Origin of the sequence: Bacillus sp. NTK071 (assembly GCF_017303315.1) — a bacterium.
GTDB lineage: Bacteria > Bacillota > Bacilli > Bacillales > Guptibacillaceae > Guptibacillus.
Genome location: NZ_JAFKOI010000014.1, coordinates 44,299 through 62,585 on the forward strand (window position 1 = coordinate 44,299; position 18,287 = coordinate 62,585).

General features: G+C 40.0%; 15 protein-coding genes and 1 pseudogene. 13 read left to right on the top strand and 3 right to left on the bottom strand.

Features of this window, described 5'->3' with window-relative positions:
- Positions 1–293 precede the first annotated feature (293 nt).
- Positions 294–794 (top strand): DUF6843 domain-containing protein, encoded by a 501-nt coding sequence (locus JI666_RS17015; RefSeq protein WP_206894065.1) that lies wholly within the window; start codon positions 294–296, stop codon positions 792–794.
- Positions 795–872: 78 nt separating this feature from the next.
- Here the strand turns inward: JI666_RS17015 and JI666_RS17020 are convergent, their stop codons facing one another.
- Complete coding sequence (locus JI666_RS17020; protein WP_206894066.1) at positions 873–1,454, bottom strand: histidine phosphatase family protein; 582 nt, start codon at positions 1,452–1,454, stop codon at positions 873–875.
- A gap of 32 nt (positions 1,455–1,486) precedes the next feature.
- On the bottom strand, positions 1,487–3,394 hold the full coding sequence (locus tag JI666_RS17025; protein ID WP_206894067.1) for a LuxR C-terminal-related transcriptional regulator: 1,908 nt from the start codon (positions 3,392–3,394) through the stop codon (positions 1,487–1,489).
- Positions 3,395–3,532: 138 nt separating this feature from the next.
- On the opposite strand from JI666_RS17025, the gene JI666_RS17030 reads away from it, so the two are divergent.
- Positions 3,533–3,898: a DUF4870 domain-containing protein gene (locus JI666_RS17030; RefSeq protein ID WP_349769352.1), complete on the top strand. Its 366-nt coding sequence runs from the start codon at positions 3,533–3,535 to the stop codon at positions 3,896–3,898.
- A gap of 46 nt (positions 3,899–3,944) precedes the next feature.
- Here the strand turns inward: JI666_RS17030 and galU are convergent, their stop codons facing one another.
- Positions 3,945–4,832, bottom strand: a complete 888-nt coding sequence (gene galU, locus JI666_RS17035; RefSeq protein ID WP_206894070.1) for a UTP--glucose-1-phosphate uridylyltransferase GalU — start codon at positions 4,830–4,832, stop codon at positions 3,945–3,947.
- Between the two features lie 720 nt (positions 4,833–5,552).
- Here galU and JI666_RS17040 point away from each other — a divergent pair.
- The 11 genes and pseudogenes from JI666_RS17040 (at position 5,553) to JI666_RS17090 (ending at position 18,225) form a co-directional block, all read left to right on the top strand.
- Positions 5,553–6,608, top strand: a complete 1,056-nt coding sequence (locus JI666_RS17040; RefSeq protein WP_286170916.1) for a glycosyltransferase family 2 protein — start codon at positions 5,553–5,555, stop codon at positions 6,606–6,608.
- Positions 6,568–7,341: a CDP-alcohol phosphatidyltransferase family protein gene (locus tag JI666_RS17045; RefSeq protein WP_206894072.1), complete on the top strand. Its 774-nt coding sequence runs from the start codon at positions 6,568–6,570 to the stop codon at positions 7,339–7,341. The genes JI666_RS17040 and JI666_RS17045 overlap by 41 nt, the downstream gene beginning before the upstream one ends.
- A 130-nt stretch (positions 7,342–7,471) precedes the next feature.
- Positions 7,472–7,867, top strand: a complete 396-nt coding sequence (gene tagD, locus JI666_RS17050; RefSeq protein WP_206894074.1) for a glycerol-3-phosphate cytidylyltransferase — start codon at positions 7,472–7,474, stop codon at positions 7,865–7,867.
- A 46-nt stretch (positions 7,868–7,913) separates the two neighbouring features.
- Positions 7,914–10,067, top strand: a complete 2,154-nt coding sequence (locus JI666_RS17055; protein ID WP_206894076.1) for a bifunctional glycosyltransferase/CDP-glycerol:glycerophosphate glycerophosphotransferase — start codon at positions 7,914–7,916, stop codon at positions 10,065–10,067.
- Between the two features lie 122 nt (positions 10,068–10,189).
- A complete protein-coding gene (locus JI666_RS17060; protein WP_414635153.1) occupies positions 10,190–11,392 on the top strand; it encodes a CDP-glycerol glycerophosphotransferase family protein in 1,203 nt (400 codons plus the stop codon).
- Positions 11,393–11,394: 2 nt separating this feature from the next.
- Complete coding sequence (locus JI666_RS17065) at positions 11,395–12,198, top strand: ABC transporter permease (RefSeq protein ID WP_206894079.1); 804 nt, start codon at positions 11,395–11,397, stop codon at positions 12,196–12,198.
- A gap of 15 nt (positions 12,199–12,213) precedes the next feature.
- Positions 12,214–13,014, top strand: a pseudogene (gene tagH, locus JI666_RS17070) (teichoic acids export ABC transporter ATP-binding subunit TagH); the annotation flags it as partial.
- Positions 13,015–13,220: 206 nt separating this feature from the next.
- Positions 13,221–14,261 carry a UDP-glucose 4-epimerase GalE gene (gene galE / locus JI666_RS17075; RefSeq protein WP_206894089.1) on the top strand — a complete coding sequence of 347 codons (1,041 nt, stop codon included), beginning with the start codon at positions 13,221–13,223 and terminating at the stop codon, positions 14,259–14,261.
- Positions 14,262–14,497: 236 nt separating this feature from the next.
- The gene (locus JI666_RS17080) at positions 14,498–15,784 is read left to right on the top strand and encodes an ABC transporter substrate-binding protein (protein ID WP_286170917.1); all 1,287 of its coding nucleotides are present in this window, start codon (positions 14,498–14,500) and stop codon (positions 15,782–15,784) included.
- Positions 15,785–16,041: 257 nt separating this feature from the next.
- Positions 16,042–17,313 carry an ABC transporter substrate-binding protein gene (locus tag JI666_RS17085; protein ID WP_206894090.1) on the top strand — a complete coding sequence of 424 codons (1,272 nt, stop codon included), beginning with the start codon at positions 16,042–16,044 and terminating at the stop codon, positions 17,311–17,313.
- A 60-nt stretch (positions 17,314–17,373) separates the two neighbouring features.
- Positions 17,374–18,225 carry a carbohydrate ABC transporter permease gene (locus JI666_RS17090; protein ID WP_206894092.1) on the top strand — a complete coding sequence of 284 codons (852 nt, stop codon included), beginning with the start codon at positions 17,374–17,376 and terminating at the stop codon, positions 18,223–18,225.
- The last annotated feature ends 62 nt before the right edge of the window (positions 18,226–18,287 follow it).

Genomic DNA, 18,287 nt, shown 5'->3' on the forward strand with positions numbered 1-18,287 from the left:
TCTAACACATAAAGATTCTCCATGGTTGTGACCTCCTTTCCTTTCTGTTGTTACTTTCAGTGTACGCGGAACTTAACCAAAATAAACCAGCCACAGGATTGGTTTTCAACTCAGTCCTAAGATGGAGCTTACATAAGACTATTTACACTTCGACAGCATTCTCCAAAAAACGGGCGGTGACAGGCACCCGCGAATCCCGCGAACACGCGACCCACGTAAGTCGCGCAAAGAAGGAAGAGGGGATATGACCGTCGAAAAGGAAAGGGACATCGACAATACTGGGGGAGAAGTATATGAAATGGGTGAGGCTGCTGCTTGTGTGGATTCTAGTAGTTGTTGGTACTGCTTCGTGTGCGTCAGAGCCTACTGTTCAACATGAAAAGACGGATACGATTCATCTCGTCCCTGAGGGATATGAAGGTCAGTTAATTGTCATTTATAACGTTGATGGAGCTCCTAAATTAAAAAAGGAGAAGGGGTATACTGTCATCCCCTATCATGAGGATGGTATGTATTTAACTTCTACGGAAGACATGGAATATGGGGCAGTGACAGATGAGTTTTATTACGTGGATCAAAAAGATAAGCGAACCCAAATTGAACAAAACTGTACGTATCTATTTCCTAACAGCGGTATTACCGTTAAGGAACAGCGTCTCTTATATAGTGCTTACTATTTAACTCAGTCGCATTGTAGTGAACAGTTCTATGGAAGAGGGCCTGAGAATGCAGGCAATCGAAATGTTTCTGCAAACGTAGAAGAGAAGTTGAGAGAAGAAGGACTGTTTGAATGATAGAGTCTTTTCATACTCATCAATCGTTAATCAAACGTTTGTTTAACATAGAAAAAGGAAGGCGATGAGCTAAGATGCTCAGTCGCCTTCCTTTTGGTTCGTTCGTCTCCAAACACGATTAACCTCCAGTAATTCCTCGCCCTCAAACGTTAACCGGTAAACGTCAGGCATATCAAGCTCTCTCCAGAAAGTAACATCATACTGATTGTTAAAATAGCTCATAATCAATACCATAAGGTTACCATGAGTGCCGATTGCAACGCTTTTTCCTCTATGCGTATGTAACACTTCTTTACAAGCCTGAACGCCTCTTAGACGAGCTCTTTCATTCGATTCGCCACCAGGTAAATGAAATGCTTCATCACGCCAAACAGCTTCAATTGCATTATCAAAATTGTCCACTGGCTCTTGTGATAGGACTCTCTCTTTAAATTCTTCAATGAGCTGTATTTCTAGCCCATTGTTCTCGGCAAGACCCTCCACAGTTTGGATAGCTCGCATATACGGACTTGAGAGCACGGCGTCTATTTTTACGTTTTTCATTACGTTTGTCAGTCGCTTTTGGTCTTCACGCCCTTTCTGTGAAAGTTCTCTTCCATATTCATCCGGTGTATACGTCGAATGAGCATGGCGAACTAAATAAATAACGGTTTCCTTCATTAAAATGCTTCACCTCATTAATGTAGTGGGGGTCAGGTACGCACCTGACCCCCAATGATCACCCTCGTCAGCTGAGTTCGGTTCTTAACGCCTGTTTTCTCATAAATTCGGCTCAGGTGCTTTTTGATGGTCACTTCGCTGAGAGAGAGTTCATCAGCGAGTTTTGCGTTTGAATAGCCTTGGATAACGAGTGTTACGACTTCTTTTTCCCTTGGTGTGAAGCCGTAATGATCTAGTGGCGTTTCTGTTAAATTAACGCCGATCGCTTTAGCGAAGGATTCGAGATAAAGGGGCAGGCGCGAATTTCTTAAATCCAGTTCGTAAGTTTTTGATGGTCGTGATGGTCCATAGTCAAAATGCTTTGCCTCGGGAACTTCCTTGAAGCGAAATTGCTCTAATAACTTTTGATAGAATGTGAGTGGTGTTGACGCTACAAGAATACCTTCAGTTAGAACTAGTGGGAGAAGGTGATAAAGAAGCGCTTTTCGATCCTCGCTTCGTTCGCTATCTGTTACACCAAGATAACGAATAACCCAACCAGATGGTTTGGTTACAGCCATAATCCGTTTTTCTTCAACAGGAGGTAGTCTTTTGAAATAACTTCGTGTGACAGGACTTCTTTTTAAATTTGGAAGTGTTGTCGATTGAATCGGAATGAGAAAAGCCATTCCGGTTACATCTCCTTCACGGTTACGGAGCAATTTAACGTGTTGTATACCAATTGCTTCGATCATTTCTTTCGTCAAAAAGGCGTACTCTTGATTGTCCTTCGTGAGAGAGCGTTCTGCTAAATAAGGTTCTATATGTGGCCAATCTTTCTCACTTGCAGAGGACAAACTGTAAGTCGAAAGGGATTCAGGATCAAACGGAGCGGCTTGCATCATTGGTTCACCAAGCAAATAGAAAAACTCGCTAATTTCTGATGAATCCATTAGTCTGTCATGATCGAAGAATGTACGACAATACATAAGTGCTCGCTTCCAGAGCTGATGATAATAAGCTGGTTTTCTACGTTGAAGATCATCTCTCATAGCTCTTTGAAAAAGAGCATTAAGTTTCCAACCAGATTCTGTCTCTTCGAAAAAGGAAAGCGAAACGAGCGCTTCGAAATCATGACGAGACATTGGATAATCGAGCATCACTTCAATTTTTTCTTGTTGGATGTATCGACCAATTGAGGCAGCTTCAATATATGGTAGGAGTCGGTCATCTTCTAATTCACTTAGCCACTCCTTGACCACCGTACGATAAATAGACTGTTCGTCATTCGAGTTCCATTCGCTTGTTTCTTGAAGCTTTTGAACGCAAAGGGAGAGGGCATACGGATTTCCTGTTGAGAACTGCCAGGCTTTTTTGATCAAATCTGGTGTTAGTGTTTGAAAGGCAGAATCAAACTGCCCAATACTAAATCCATTTAACTCGATAGAGAGGATAAAAGGGTACCAGATAGACGCTCGCCAGGAATCATTCAACGGCTTTCGTCCACAAAAAATGAGGATGGTTGTCGATGGTAACGAAGGGAGAAACGACTGTCTAAACCACTCATCAAGCGTTTCGAAACGCTCATAAGAGTCAATGGCAATGACAAACTTTTTCCCCTGTTGCTCAAGGTGTTGAATGTGCATCGTAATGGCTTCAAGTGTTGAGACGTATGGATTTGAAGCACCCATCTGTGCAAGTAATGCTTGCAGAAATGCAGCTGGTTCCGCTCTTGAATACTGTGCATTTACTAGGTAAAAAACCACTTCTTTTCTAGTCGCTTCTCGATGATAATGTATAATCAATTCACTTTTTCCTGTGCCAGGTTGACCGAATATTGATAGAATACCACTTCCATTACGATCAAGTAGTTCGGAGAAAATAGCTAGCTCTTTTTCTCTCGTCAGGTTGAATGGAAAAGACTTGGTAGATCCGTCGTTTATTGAAGGTTCTGGAAGCATATATCTATCACTCTCCGATGCATAATATTACAAATAAACGTATAAGTACTATACTTTCGTATACTACCATGGTATTCCTGCTTTTGATAGAATAAATTAATAACTATTCAGAATTAACAGAATAAAGGAGGGGGAATAGTGGAAGCAGGGAAACAGAGTCAAACACCTCGCAAAACGTCCAGCGGGATGGAAGAGAACATTGCAGGACTGTTGACCTACACTCTTGGATTCATTACTGGTATTCTTTTCCTTCTTATTGAAAAGGAAAACAGGTTTGTGCGCTTTCATGCTATGCAATCGATCGTCGTGTTCGGTTCGCTATTCGTTGTTAGCCTTGTACTAAGTGTCATTCCTGTCATTGGAACCATTGCATCATCTCTCCTCTTGCCACCGTTAAGTATGATTATATGGATCGTATTGATGGTAAAAGCGTATCAGGGTCATCAGTATAAGCTACCTTTGGTTGGCGAGTTTTCGGAGAAGCAGCTCGAGAAAATAAAGTAAAAGAAAAACCGCATGGCCACCTATTAAGGAGGAATGCGGTTTTCATTTATTGTTTTGTTAACTCATGGTCAACAACTTGTTTAAGGTAATCCATTACTTCTTTTTGTAGATCTGGACGGTTAAGAGCGAAGTCAACTGTTGCTTTAATAAAGCCGAATTTATCGCCAACATCATAACGTTCTCCTTCGAATTCATGTGCGAAAACAGCTTGCTGCTCATTTAGCACTTTAATCGCGTCAGTTAGTTGAACTTCACCACCAGCTCCTTTAGGGAGATCCTCAAGAATAGAGAAGATTTCTGGCGTTAAAATATAACGTCCTAGAATGGCATAGTTAGAAGGTGCTTCTTCTAGGGAAGGTTTCTCAACAAGTGATTTAATCGGAATGATGCCATTATCGATTTGCTCACCTTTTGGAGAGATAATGCCGTATTTTGAAACAGCTTCATCTGCGACTTGCTGAACACCTACGATTGAAGTGCGATAGCGATTGTAGCTATCCATTAGTTGGCCGATACAAGGCTGTTCTGATTTGACGATATCATCTCCGAGAAGAACAGCGAAAGGTTCATTACCAATAAAACGGCTTGCACAGTTGATGGCATGTCCAAGTCCTTTTGGCTCTTTCTGGCGAATGTAGTGAATGTTCGCAAGGTTAGAGATTTGTTGTACTTCTTTTAACATGTCATTCTTTTGCTTCTTAATTAGCGTTTCTTCAAGCTCGTATGATTTATCAAAGTGATCTTCGATGGCACGCTTACCACGTCCGCTTACAATGATAATGTCTTCGATTCCAGCTGCAACAGCTTCTTCTACAATATATTGAATCGTTGGCTTGTCCACGATTGGTAGCATCTCTTTAGGTTGTGCTTTAGTTGCTGGTAAGAACCTAGTTCCCAGACCAGCAGCAGGTATGATCGCCTTCCTAACTCTCATGTTGAATCCTCCCAGTAACTAAATAATTTGTATCGTAATAAGTGCTTACTAATATTAACATATTTCAAGGCTTTTTTCCTGCTTTTTCATAATGGACACAAGAAGCATAGGGCCTATTCGCTTATGAAATAAAGGTCTAATTTTTGCTGGAAAAGTCCCAATAAGAAATTTTTCGACAGGGAGTGGCGGTTTCCTTCTATATCTTACAATGTTATCATTAAAGATAATTAAATTCGGTACCACAAACGTTACACTAGCAAATCATTGAAGCGGTTGTGAATTCACGCGATTATTTTTCTGATTATTCTAACAAATAGGTGAGCAGCTGACGTTTTGTGTTTTTAGTTATGCAAATAGGGTAAAGGTAATGTTAGAAGTACGACGTTTAACACTAGTGTGCTCTTAAAGGAAGATTTTCAATTAGTTTCACTTTAAGGCCATAAAAAGAGATTGAATACGAAGAGTGTCGTAGTTCAATGATTAGCTTAGTTGTCAATTAATTCGTCTTATCTTCAACTCGATAGGTGAACCGCAAAAGGAATTGGAGAAAGAGAAAATGTTCACAGATTTGACAGTGAAAAGCTCGTTTTTCCCTAAATTTTACAATGATTAATAAGTGGATTTCCTGTATACTTAAATATTAGATTGAAAAGGTTTATCTAAAAATAGTCTCATAGATAAATAGTGAGATAAGGCGAAGTTGTGAAGGGATGAAAAGAAATGAAAGAATTGTTCTTTTCCGTGCTTCTCGTCGTGAAGAATGAAGAGAGGTATATTCGTAAGTTGCTTGACGGTGTCTTGCAGCAGGAGTTTCCTCAAGATTCATATGAAATTCTAGTAGTTGATGGAATGTCTTCTGATCGAACGAAGGATATTGTAGAAGATGTCAGCCAAAAGAACCCGGGAAAAATACGATTATTTGATAATCCAAAAGAAACTCTGCCAACAGGATGGAATTTAGCTATACAAAATGCAAAAGGTCATTATATTCTAAGAGTTGATGGCCATACGATGATCCCAACCAACTTTCTACAAAGTTATTATGATTTGATTCAACGCAAGCCTAATATGGATTGTGTTGGTGGTGTCATACGAACGGAAGGGAAAGGTTTCTGGGGTACCATTAATGCATATGTGTATTCACATCCAATGGGCGTGGGGAATTCAATGTTCCGCATTACGTCAAGCTCGAGTAAATGGGAGGGACAAGTTGATACGGTGCCTTATGGTGCGTATAAACGTGAAGTGTTCCAAAAAGTCGGCTTGTTTAACGAAAACTTAAGAAGAAGTGAAGATATAGAGTTTCATGCGAGGGTTAGAAATCAAGGTGGACAATTTTACTTATCAAGTGACATTGCTTCCACTTACTTTGCGAGAGACAGCCTGAAAGCATTTGTGCAAAAATCATATGCTGATGGAAAATGGGGTATTATTGCGTCAAGTGGTACTCGAGGTGTGATGAGGTTCCGACAACTCGCACCGTTGATGGCATTCATGACTGGAACTGCTCTTGGAGTTGGAGCATTGTTTAACGATGCTTTCCTAATCAGTTTGCTTACCCTTTCAGCTGTATATCTGATGATGATTGGTGTTTCGGCGCTTGGCGTCATCGAAAAACATGGTTTCCGTGCGTATGTTCCGACCGTGATGCAGTTCTTCCTGCTTCACTTTACTAGAGGTCTTGGACTTGTGGGCGGATACTTTAGCAAACAATACTGGAAGGTGAAAACCGGGCATGAAAAATGGGCAAGAATTACTACCGACCACGTTTCTTGATAATGAGACGATTCTTTCTTATCGAAAGCAGTCTCAATCATTAAGCTATAAAGAAGATCTATGGTCATGGTATGTGTTACGCAGAATCTCAATTTATATTACACTACTATTTTGTAAGCTACGTTTAAAGCCAAATACAGTAAGTTGGATGAGTGTCATCTTTATTTTACTATCTGGCTTGTCACTCGTTATGGCTACACCAATGTCGATTGTGTTCGCGGCGTTGTTCTATAATATAGGCTATTTATTCGACTGTGTTGATGGAGAACTAGCAAGAATAACGAAACAAACATCATCAAAAGGCTACTATATCGATATTATTATTCAAGCTGCAGCTCTACCCGTATTCCTATCAATGGTTTTAACAGTATTAAGGGAAAGTGGTCTGCTTGATGTTACTATACTTGAAATGACACTTGTTTACGTGACCTTTGTGGCAATTATTATGGCACTGCTTGTGCCTATTGCTTATCAGTTAACGAACTTAACAATGTCGCAATCAACCACTCAGGATCCAGTTAATTCGATTCGAGATGGCTCGTTCTTCTTCGATGTTGTCGCTGTTCTTCTTGGTTTACCGGGTTTCTTCGTTGCCATTGTCATTATTGCCATTATTGAGCAAACAACCGGAAATGATGTATTGCTTTATTATGTGATGTTTTTCTTAGCGATGCTTGTTGTTAAGACAGGTCTACGCGTTTTCATTACATCACGTTCATTTGATCGAAACTAGTACTTCTGTACAGTTCCATTATAAATCAAAAGCATTCAATGTGATGTTAAGTGTTATTTAAAATTGTAAATTTACTGTTAATTCGTGTCTCGTGAAGAAATATTTAAACAAAATAACTGGAGGGGTCGAAATGAAGAAGGTTTTGACTTACGGTACGTTTGATTTATTGCATTGGGGACATATTAATTTATTAAAGAGAGCTAAGGATCTTGGCGACTATTTAGTTGTAGCTATTTCAACAGATGAATTTAATGAACTCAAGAATAAAAAAGCGTACCATAGCTATGAGAATCGCAAAGTGATTCTAGAAGCGATTCGATATGTTGATGAAGTAATACCTGAAGAGCATTGGGAACAAAAAGTAGACGATGTGAAGAATCATGATGTAGATATCTTCGTAATGGGTGATGACTGGGAAGGGAAATTTGACTTCCTAAAGGACCATTGTGAAGTTATTTATCTACCACGTACTGCAGGAATTTCAACTACTAAGATTAAAAAAGAACTGCTTGTATCCAACGGCTAAATGGTCTGGCAGTAGATAATAATTATTTGGGGTGCTAGGAATTGTTATGGGACAAATTAGCGTAATTTTAACCGTTTATAATAAAGAAGATTATATTGAAAAGTGTCTAGCTTCTTTGCTAAACCAGACGTACAGGAATCTTGAAATCATCCTGATTGATGACGCGTCAACTGATGAAAGCGGAGAAATCATTCAGCGATACAATGACCCGAGGTTAAAGATTCACTATCTCGATTCAAATGTTGGCGTAGCGAAAGCTCGCAATATTGGGATTGGACATGCCACGGGAGAATATATCTATTTTGTGGACGGTGACGATTATCTTGCCCCATATACCCTAGAGATCTTGAATCAGCACATTGGAGAATATCCTTTGATTGGTGGCTCGATTTTTAAAGGTGGGAAGGTGGAACTTCCACTCGACATCGGAGAAGATTCCTATAATCTACGTGAGCTACGTGGTGGTAGGAAGGTAAAAGCACTTCGCAGAAGAAGTTCAGTTAATTTGCTTATTCGTAAAGACTATGTAGAGGAACATAGTCTTCAATTTGATGAGCAAGCAACGTTCTACACTGATCTTTCTTTTTCTATACCTGCGATTATGAATACCGAGATGATTCCAATGATAACTGGACTTCCAACTTATCTAAAAGGGGAGTGCTATGATCCGATCGATCATCCTACCCTAATGCTTCATGCCGTAGAAGAGAAGCTACCGGATTTATTCTATATGTATCACAAAATGAAGTTGTCTTATGGGGAAACGAAAAGCATCAGTCGCTATCTCGATCTCCTTTTATTAAATTACTATTCTAAAAGTATTACGAATAAAGCAGCAAGGGAACCAAACGTTTTATTCGACCATTTCACTTCATTGAAAAATAGTCTCGCGCTTGTTGCGCCAGGAAGAATAAAGCGAAGGAATATCATTGAGCGAAGAGAGCATCGTTTGATCCAAAAAGGGAATAAGGAAGCTGTTCTAAAATCGATGGAATTCCGAAGAAGATTACGAGAATGGCGCAGAGCATTTAGGAAGAAGCATCTCCTTATGCGTCAGGTCTATCGATCTTTTCTTATTAAAATGCCAATAAAACAGCGAAAGGTTCTTTTTGAAAGTTTCGGTGGTAAAGGCTATTCAGATAGTCCTCGCTATATCTACGAGGAGTTAGTAAAGAGTGATCAGAAATATGATTACTTGTGGGTATATGATAAAAAGAAGAAAGACATACCGGGTAACCCGAAACAAGTGCGTCGCTTAAGTCCGGCTTATTACTATCATTTAGCTACAGCGAAATACTGGGTATCAAATGCAAGAATGCCAAACTTTGCAATTAAGCGGCCGGAAATGGTTTATTTACAAACGTGGCATGGTACACCATTAAAGAAGCTTGCAGCTGACATGAAAGAAGTGCGCATGCCTGGTACAACAACGGAGAAATATAAGCGGAATTTCTATAAAGAATCGCAGAAATGGGATTATCTTGTTTCGCCGAATGATTATTCGACGAACATTTTCAGAAGAGCTTTCAAGTTTGGTAATGAAATGCTTGATGTAGGATACCCAAGAAATGATATTCTTTATCTTGATGATGTGGAAAAAGCACGTCGCCAACAGGAAATTAAGGCTAGCATAGGGATACCGTTAGATAAAAAAGTCATTTTATATGCGCCAACTTGGCGTGATGACGAGTTTCATGGTAAAGGGAAGTACAAGTTTGAAATTAAGCTTGATCTCATGAAAATGCAGGAGCGACTTGGTGATGAGTATGTTATTGGTTTACGGATGCATTATTTAGTTGCAGATCATATTGATACAACTGGACTGGACGATTTCGTTTATAACTTATCTGATTATGGAGATATTGCAGAGCTTTATTTACTATCTGATGTGTTAATTACCGACTATTCATCTGTGTTCTTTGATTTCGCAAACTTGCGTCGTCCGATCCTATTTTTCACCTATGATATTGCTAAGTATCGTGATTCACTACGCGGATTCTATATGGACTTCGAGAATGAAGCCCCAGGTCCATTACTGAAAACGTCTGATGCTGTGCTCGATGCGGTTGAGAACATCGGACAAATTGAGAATGACTATGAAAGCAAATTCAATGCTTTTTATGATAAGTATTGTCATCTTGATGATGGACATGCAGCTAAGAAAGTCATTAATAGAGTGTTTGAACCAGAAAAGGCTTAATTGTAAAGTTGGATAACGCTAGAACAGGATACTGCCGCTGGTTAAGGCGATATGGCATTATCCTGTTTTTCAAGACAGCAATTTGAGCATCAACTATTTGTTGAGAGTAAGGTGTCAAGTTCATGAAAAAGCTATTAAAAATGTTGAAAATCTACCCTTTGATGAAAACGTTCAGTCGACTGCTGTTTGTGGCACTTGGGCGTTTCCCAGCAAATAAGCGTCTCGTTATTTTTGAGAGCTTTTCGGGTAAACAGTTCAGCTGTAATCCAAGGGCAATCTACGAATACCTTGTTGAACATGATTATGATTATGAAATGATCTGGAGTGTTGAGGAAGGCCATGCTGAATTCTTTCGTAAAAGGGGTATACCAACAGTAAGGCGCTTTTCACTTAGATGGTTCTATCTCATGGCACGTGCTAAGTACTGGGTGACGAACAGTCGAATGTCGCTTTGGATTCCAAAGCCAGCTCATACTGTATACGTTCAAACGTGGCATGGTACACCGCTTAAAAAGCTTGCGGGAGATATGGATGAAGTCTATATGCCTGGAACCAATACGCTTTCTTATAAAGATAACTTCTATAAGGAAGCTGCCAAGTGGGACTACCTTATTTCACCGAATCGATATTCAAGTGACATTTTTGAGCGCGCGTTTGGCTTTAAGAAAAACATGATTGAGTCAGGTTATCCACGTAATGATCGCCTTCATTTGGATAACGCGCAGGACAAAATTGATTCACTAAAACAGATCTATGGCATACCTGTTAAGAAAAAGGTTGTGTTATACGCGCCAACATGGCGAGATGATGAATTCTATCAAGCAGGGAAGTATAAGCATGAGCTGAAGCTTGATCTAGACATGCTAAAACGCGAAATAGGCGATGAGTATGTTGTTGTCTTACGGATGCATTATTTAATCGCAGAACAATTTGATCTCTCGCGTTATGAAGGATTTGCGTATGATTTCTCTGTCGGCGTTGATGTAAATGATCTGTATTTAATGTCAGATGTACTCATTACGGATTATTCATCTGTATTCTTCGATTTTGCGAATCTAAGACGGCCAATCATTTTCTTCGCTTATGATTTGGCATCTTATCGAGACAAATTACGTGGATTCTATTTTGATCTTGAAATGGAAGCGCCGGGACCAGTGGTTACAACCTCTGCAGAAGTTTTGAAAGCCATCCAAACGTTTGAGAACGAAGGGTTTGGCGCATTCGAGGAGAAGTACAATGATTTCTATGATACGTATTGTTACCTCGAAGGAGGGTCTGCTACCAAAAAGGTTGTTGACCAAATTTTTGTTAGTGAGGCAAAATAAGCATGAATTCGATGATGGCAGTTTTAAAAGAGCAGGTTAGCAATTTTTACCTGATTAATCGTCTATCGGTTTATCAGGTAAAAAGTACAAATAATAATAACTATCTAGGCATGGTTTGGGAAATTCTTAATCCATTGTTTCAAATGAGTATTTACTGGTTTGTCTTTGGATTTGGAATTCGAAACGGGAACCCTGTAGATGGAATTCCTTTTGTTTTGTGGATGTCGGCAGGACTTGTCGTGTGGTTCTTTTTTAATCCAGCTGTTATTCAAGGATCTAAATCCATTTACACGAGACTGTCGATGGTTTCGAAGATGAATTTCCCAATGAGCACCATTCCAAGCTTTGTGATCATGTCGGTCTTTTATCAGCATTTGATTTTACTCGGTATTTATTTTGCGGCGATATTGGTAACGGGTCAGGGCTTGTCCTGGCACCTCATTCAGTTGCCCTATTATATGTTTGCACTAATTATCTTAATCTTTGCTATCTCGCTCATTACGTCGACGCTATCGACGATTGTACGAGATGTGCATAAAATGTTGCAGTCGTTTATTCGTATGTTTCTTTATTTAACTCCAATTCTATGGACAATTGATTCCCTGCCAGATTTTATTCAGGTAGGAATGAAACTAAATCCGCTATATTATATAGTGGAAGGCTACAGAGATGCACTTCTAGGGATGGGTTGGGTTCATCAAACGCTTCAATACACCCTCTATTATTGGGTGGTTGTCCTGTTATTATTGATGGTTGGTTCATACCTTCATATGAAGTTCAAAAGTCATTTCGTAGACTATATCTAATAAGGACTGTCGTTTATGAGTTATTCAGTAAAACTAAACGGTATTACCAAAAAATATAAAATGCACAGACAGAATTCCGATAAGCTAAAGGATATTATTTTACCTGGAGGCTATGGGGAAGATTTCTATGCGATTCGTGATTTAACTTTTGAAGCTGGTGAAGGTGACGTTGTTGGCATTATCGGCGTAAACGGATCAGGTAAATCAACGTTCTCCAATCTTGTCGCAAACATTACACCTCCAACAAGTGGTGAAATTGATGTGAAAGGCGATGTCTCACTCATTGCGGTATCTGCCGGTTTGAACAAAGAACTTACGGGCCGTGAGAACATTGAGCTAAAGCTTCTTATGATGGGTTATAAGAAAAATAAGATTGAAGAGATGAAGCCTGACATTATTGAATTTGCGGATATTGGTAAATTTATCGATATGCCGGTAAAGAAGTATTCAAGCGGAATGAAATCTCGTCTTGGATTCTCTATATCCATTAGTGTAGATCCGGATGTACTTATCGTGGATGAGGCACTATCGGTTGGCGATAAAACATTCGCTGATAAGTGCCTTGTGAAAATGGATGAGTTTAAAAAGCGAGGCAAAACCATCTTCTTCGTCAGTCATTCGAACGGACAGATGAAGAAATTCTGTAATAAGGCATTGTGGCTTGAGCATGGAACGATTCGTGAATATGGTCCAATGAAAGAAGTTATGCCGCAATATGAGGCATTCATTAAAGAGTACAAATCATGGTCGAAAGAAGAGAAACGCCGTTTTAAAGAAGAGGGTATTAAGAAACAAGAAGGACTCGCTGCTGCTGAATCAGCTAGCGGCGAAGAGAAAGAGAAACGTAAAAAGTCCTGGATCCTTTTTTAGAGTAGTTGCTTCTTTCTGATTGGTATTTAGTTCGATTGTAAACCGTCCTCGTGTAGGGCGGTTTTGTTTAATTGTTGTAATCAAAATAAGGATATTTATGGTATGATGAGAAGAGATTTTTTGTTGTTCGATTAGTGAATGGGGGAATGGATATGGCTATTTTGGTAACAGGTGGAGCAGGATACATCGGAAGTCATACGTGTGTGCAGCTTCTGAATCACGGATCTGATATTGTCGTAGTTGATAATTTTTCTAATAGTAAAATGGAGTCGCTCGATCGTGTACGCGAGTTAACAGAAAGAGATTTTCCTTTCTATGAAGTTGATTTACTTGATCGTAACTCACTTGAACAGGTGTTTGAGGAAAATGACATTGAAGCCGTTATCCATTTTGCTGGATTAAAAGCAGTAGGTGAATCTGTTTCCATGCCACTTCATTATTACCACAATAATTTAACAGGTACATTTGTTCTTTGTGAAGTGATGGAAAAGTACAATGTACGTAACATTGTGTTTAGCTCGTCAGCTACTGTATATGGCATGCCTGATAGGATGCCAATTACGGAAGAAGCACCGCTAAGTGCAACAAATCCGTATGGTCAGACGAAGCTAATGATTGAGCAAATTCTACGCGATTTGTATGTAGCTGATTCCAATTGGAGTATTGCGCTTCTTCGCTACTTCAATCCAATTGGTGCTCACGTAAGTGGTCGTATTGGAGAAGATCCTAATGGCATTCCGAACAATTTGATGCCATTTATTAGCCAGGTAGCTGTTGGTAAACTTGAGCAGCTCAGCGTCTTCGGCGATGATTACGACACGGCAGATGGGACAGGCGTGCGCGATTATATCCACGTTGAAGATCTAGCGAATGGACACTTGAAAGCACTTGAACATGTTCTTAGTACAACAGGTGTTGAGGCCTACAATCTAGGAACAGGCAATGGCTATAGTGTCCTTCAGATGGTGAAAGCTTTTGAAGAAGCAACAGGAAAAGAAGTAAAGTATTCTGTTGCACCACGCCGTCCAGGTGATATTGCGGAATGCTATGCAGATCCAACAAAAGCGAAAGAAGAGCTTGGCTGGGTTGCAGAAAAAGGAATTGAAGAAATGTGCCGCGATACATGGCGCTGGCAGTCTGAGAATCCTGACGGTTATAAAAGTGGTCAAAAAAGGGGTCAGGTGCGTACCTGACCCCCTTCGAAGACAACTGTCTCTATATAGAGGACACATTCTTGATAAAAAGCACTCTCTTCACAAGAAGAGGGTGCTTTTTTAGAGTTAAACAATTAAAACAATGTGTATTAGAAAGTAAATAAAATAGTAAATATTTACTTGACTATCAGTCAAAAGTCCCTTAATCTTAATTTATGTATACGCTTTCATTTCATTCTGTAAATTTCTTTAGTAATCAAACTGGAGGGGTAAATTTGAAAAAGGTAGCGGGTCGTATTAGTGTAATGCTTATTCTGATTCTCGTTCTAGGAGCTTGTTCAAGTTCTAATAGTTCAAGTGAAGGATCGGCAGGAGAAGGTAACAGCAAAAAAGTAACAGCCTGGGCATGGAATATTAACGTACCAGTGCTTGAAGAAGCGGCTAAGAAGTTTAAAGAAGAGAATCCGGATTTTGAACTTGAGGTTGTTGAACTAGGACGTGAAGATGTTTACTCGAAATTAACGACTGGCCTTCAGGCTGGTGGTAAAGGGTTACCTGATATCGTTCTTGTAGAAGACGATCGTGTTCAGGGGTATATGGAAACTTTCCCGGATGCATTTGTGAATGTGTCGGATAAGGGATTTGATGAAAGTAAAGATAGCTTCCCTACTTATAAAACAGAGCTCCTTTCAAAAGAGGGTGCGATGTATGGCTTCCCATTTGATGGTGGACCAACAGGTGTTTTCTACCGGACGGACTATTTTGAAGAAGCTGGCGTAAATGCTGATGATATTAAGACGTGGGATGATTTTATTGAAGCGGGTAAAAAGATCAAAGATGCAACAGGTAAAGCGATGCTTGGTCTTGATTTGAATGGTGATGACGGACTATACCGTATGATGATGACGCAGCAGGGGACGTTCTATTTTGATGATGAGAAGGATGTGAACTTTACATCTGAAGAATCAAAGCAAGCAGCTGAAAAAGTGAAAATGATGAAGGAAGCAGGACTTGTGAAAGATACAGTTGGTTGGGATGCATGGATTAGTGCAATGGCTCAAGGTGAAGTGGCAACGGCACCATCTGGCGCATGGTTAAGTGGTTCGATTACACAACAGGCGAAAGATACTGAAGGCAAATGGGGAGTATTTAAGCTGCCGGCATTTGAAGAAGGTGGAAACAGAGCATCTAACCTTGGTGGAAGTAACTATGTTATTACGAGTGCTAGTAACAATCAGGACTTAGCATATGATTTCATGGAATTCTTCTCAACTAGCGATGACGTCCAGCTTACAGCTATGGACAATGGTCTGTTCCCAACATTGAACACGATTTATGAAAATGAAGCATTTACGAAGGAAGTCTCATTCTTCGGTAATCAGCCAATTTGGGAGCTGTTTGCAAGTGAAATGAACGATATTCCTTCTGTAAACTTCACTGGAAACTATGCAATTGCAAGTGATGAATCAATCAAAGCGCAATCTGAAATCATGAATGATAAGAAATCGATTGAAGAGGCATACAAAGCGGCGGAAGATCGGTTGAAGACTCGAATTCAATAATGATGATGTGATGGGGGTCAGGTACGTACCTGACCCCCTATAAAGACAAAAAGAGGAAAGTGTCCGTCTCAGGTGGACGCTTTCCTTTTATTTATTAGCGGGGTCAGAGAGGGGTCTGACTCCTTTGGTAAATTATGCAGTAAACTTTTAGTAAACATTTACTTGACTATGTTTACCCCTTCTACTATCCTATTAAGTGTAGGCGCTTTCATAGAGCGCACCAATGATCGTTTAGTAAACAAATGGAGGGGTAGTCGATGAAAAAGGTAACGGGTCTTGTTAGTATGCTACTTGTTTTGAGTATGTTTCTTGCTGCTTGTGGAAATAGCGGAAGTGACGAAGGATCAGGTGATCGCAATAAAGTAACGGCTTGGGCTTGGAACATTAACGTACCAGTTCTTGAAGAAGCCGCTAAGAAATTTAAAGAAGAAAATCCGGATTTTGAACTAGAAGTTGTAGAAATGGGAACTGACGATGTTTATTCCAAACTAACGACAGGGCTTCAAGCTGGTGGAAAAGGACTACCTGATATCGTACTTGTGGAAGATGATCGTGTTCAAGGTTATATGAATGCGTTTCCAGATGCTTTTGTAAACGTTTCAGATAAAGGATTCGATGAGATGAAAGATAGTTTCCCGTCTTATAAGACAGAGTTAGTTTCAAAAGACGGTGCAATGTATGGCTTCCCATTCGACGGTGGACCAACAGGTGTTTTCTACCGCACGGATATCTTTGAAGAAGCTGGCGTAAATGCAGAAGACATTAAGACGTGGGATGACTACATTGAAGCAGGTAAAACAATTAAAGAAAAAACAGATACAGCTATGATTGGTCTTGACCTTAATGGTGATGATGGTCTTTATCGCATGATGTTGAATCAGCAGGGAACATTCTACTTTGATGATGAGAAGAACGTTGCGCTTACTTCAGAAGAATCGAAAAAGGCAATGGAAGTACAACAGACGCTTAACGAAGAAGGTCTTGTCAAAGAAACTGTCGGTTGGGACGCATGGATTAGTGCGATGACGAGCGGCGATGTAGCAACAGCTCCATCTGGTGCATGGTTATATGGTTCCATTACTCAGCAGGGCAAAGATACATCAGGTCAATGGGGGTTAATTGAACTTCCAGCATTTGAAGAGGGTGGAAATCGCGCTTCAAACCTTGGTGGAAGTAACTACATGATTCCTAGTGCAAGTGACAATGCTGATCTCGCTTATGATTTTATGGAATTCTTCTCGACAAATAAAGATGTTCAATTATCAGCAATGGAAGGCGGCTTATTCCCTTCATTGAACACGATTTACGATAACGAGGCATTTACAAAAGAAGTTGAGTTCTTTAACAATCAGCCGATCTGGAGTCTGCTTGCTGACGAAATGGACAGCATTCCAGCCGTTAACTACACAGGAGACTATGCTGTAGCGAAGGATGAAGCTGTGAAAGCACAGTCTGAAATTGCAAACGGTAAGGCAATTGACGAAGCATTGAAAGCATCAGAAGAACGTTTGAAAAACCGTATTCAATAAGTATTGAAATCATCAGGGGTTGATTCGCGTCAACCCCTTTCATGTTAAGGAGGGGTATTAATGAATAAAGCGAAAACATTTCCTTATTTCTTCGCAGCTCCGGCCATTCTATTGTTTCTTGCATTTACTGTCTATCCGATAATCGCTTCATTTGTTCTAAGTTTTCAGGAGCGTGTTGGGGGAGAGTACGTCTTTGCAGGATTGAAGAACTATACGCGTCTTTGGAACGACGATATTTTCTGGACAGCGATGCAGAATACATTCATTATCTTTGTTGTTCAAGTCCCAGTTATGATCATTCTTGCAATGGTACTAGCCAATGTATTGAACAACCAGCTGTTAAAGTTAAAAGGATTTTTCCGCGTTTCCTTCTTTCTACCGGCTGTAACGTCGCTTGTAGCCTACTCGATCTTATTCTCAATCATGCTTCAAGAAGAAGGAATTATTAACACGGCATTAAGCTACATTGGCATTTCGGCTATTCCATGGTTGTCTGATCCATTCTGGGCGAAGGCTTCGATTATCATCGCCATGACGTGGAGATGGACAGGATATAACATGGTTATTTTCCTTGCAGCCCTTCAAAACATTCCAGAAGATTTATATGAAGCAGCTTCCCTTGATGGAGCGAACAAGTTTAAGCAATTTTTCTATATTACTGTTCCTCAACTTAAACCAGTTATCTTATTCGCTGGGATTCTTTCCACAATCGGAACACTGCAACTTTTCGATGAACCGTTTAACTTAACAGGCGGTGGCCCAGCCGATTCGACTATGACTCTTGGACTTTATATCTATCAAAGTGGATTTGAATACTTCGATTTTGGCTACGCTTCTGCCATTGCATACGCGGTAGTTGTGATGGTTGGTATTCTATCCATTATCCAATTCAAAATTGCAGGTGATGATTAATGGCTAAGAACCTAGAAGTAATTGAACAGTCTTCGAATGAATTGACGCTTGCTGAGAGACAG

What these genes read in the sequence shown, in the direction of transcription:
- JI666_RS17015 (WP_206894065.1), top strand. Translation starts at nt 294, where the DNA reads ATGAAATGGGTGAGGCTGCTGCTTGTGTGGATTCTAGTAGTTGTTGGT.
- JI666_RS17020 (WP_206894066.1), bottom strand. Translation starts at nt 1,454, where the DNA reads ATGAAGGAAACCGTTATTTATTTAGTTCGCCATGCTCATTCGACGTAT.
- JI666_RS17025 (WP_206894067.1), bottom strand. Translation starts at nt 3,394, where the DNA reads ATGCTTCCAGAACCTTCAATAAACGACGGATCTACCAAGTCTTTTCCA.
- galU (WP_206894070.1), bottom strand. Translation starts at nt 4,832, where the DNA reads ATGAGAGTTAGGAAGGCGATCATACCTGCTGCTGGTCTGGGAACTAGG.
- JI666_RS17040 (WP_286170916.1), top strand. Translation starts at nt 5,553, where the DNA reads ATGAAAGAATTGTTCTTTTCCGTGCTTCTCGTCGTGAAGAATGAAGAG.
- JI666_RS17045 (WP_206894072.1), top strand. Translation starts at nt 6,568, where the DNA reads ATGAAAAATGGGCAAGAATTACTACCGACCACGTTTCTTGATAATGAG.
- tagD (WP_206894074.1), top strand. Translation starts at nt 7,472, where the DNA reads ATGAAGAAGGTTTTGACTTACGGTACGTTTGATTTATTGCATTGGGGA.
- JI666_RS17055 (WP_206894076.1), top strand. Translation starts at nt 7,914, where the DNA reads ATGGGACAAATTAGCGTAATTTTAACCGTTTATAATAAAGAAGATTAT.
- JI666_RS17060 (WP_414635153.1), top strand. Translation starts at nt 10,190, where the DNA reads ATGAAAAAGCTATTAAAAATGTTGAAAATCTACCCTTTGATGAAAACG.
- JI666_RS17065 (WP_206894079.1), top strand. Translation starts at nt 11,395, where the DNA reads ATGAATTCGATGATGGCAGTTTTAAAAGAGCAGGTTAGCAATTTTTAC.
- galE (WP_206894089.1), top strand. Translation starts at nt 13,221, where the DNA reads ATGGCTATTTTGGTAACAGGTGGAGCAGGATACATCGGAAGTCATACG.
- JI666_RS17085 (WP_206894090.1), top strand. Translation starts at nt 16,042, where the DNA reads ATGAAAAAGGTAACGGGTCTTGTTAGTATGCTACTTGTTTTGAGTATG.
- JI666_RS17090 (WP_206894092.1), top strand. Translation starts at nt 17,374, where the DNA reads ATGAATAAAGCGAAAACATTTCCTTATTTCTTCGCAGCTCCGGCCATT.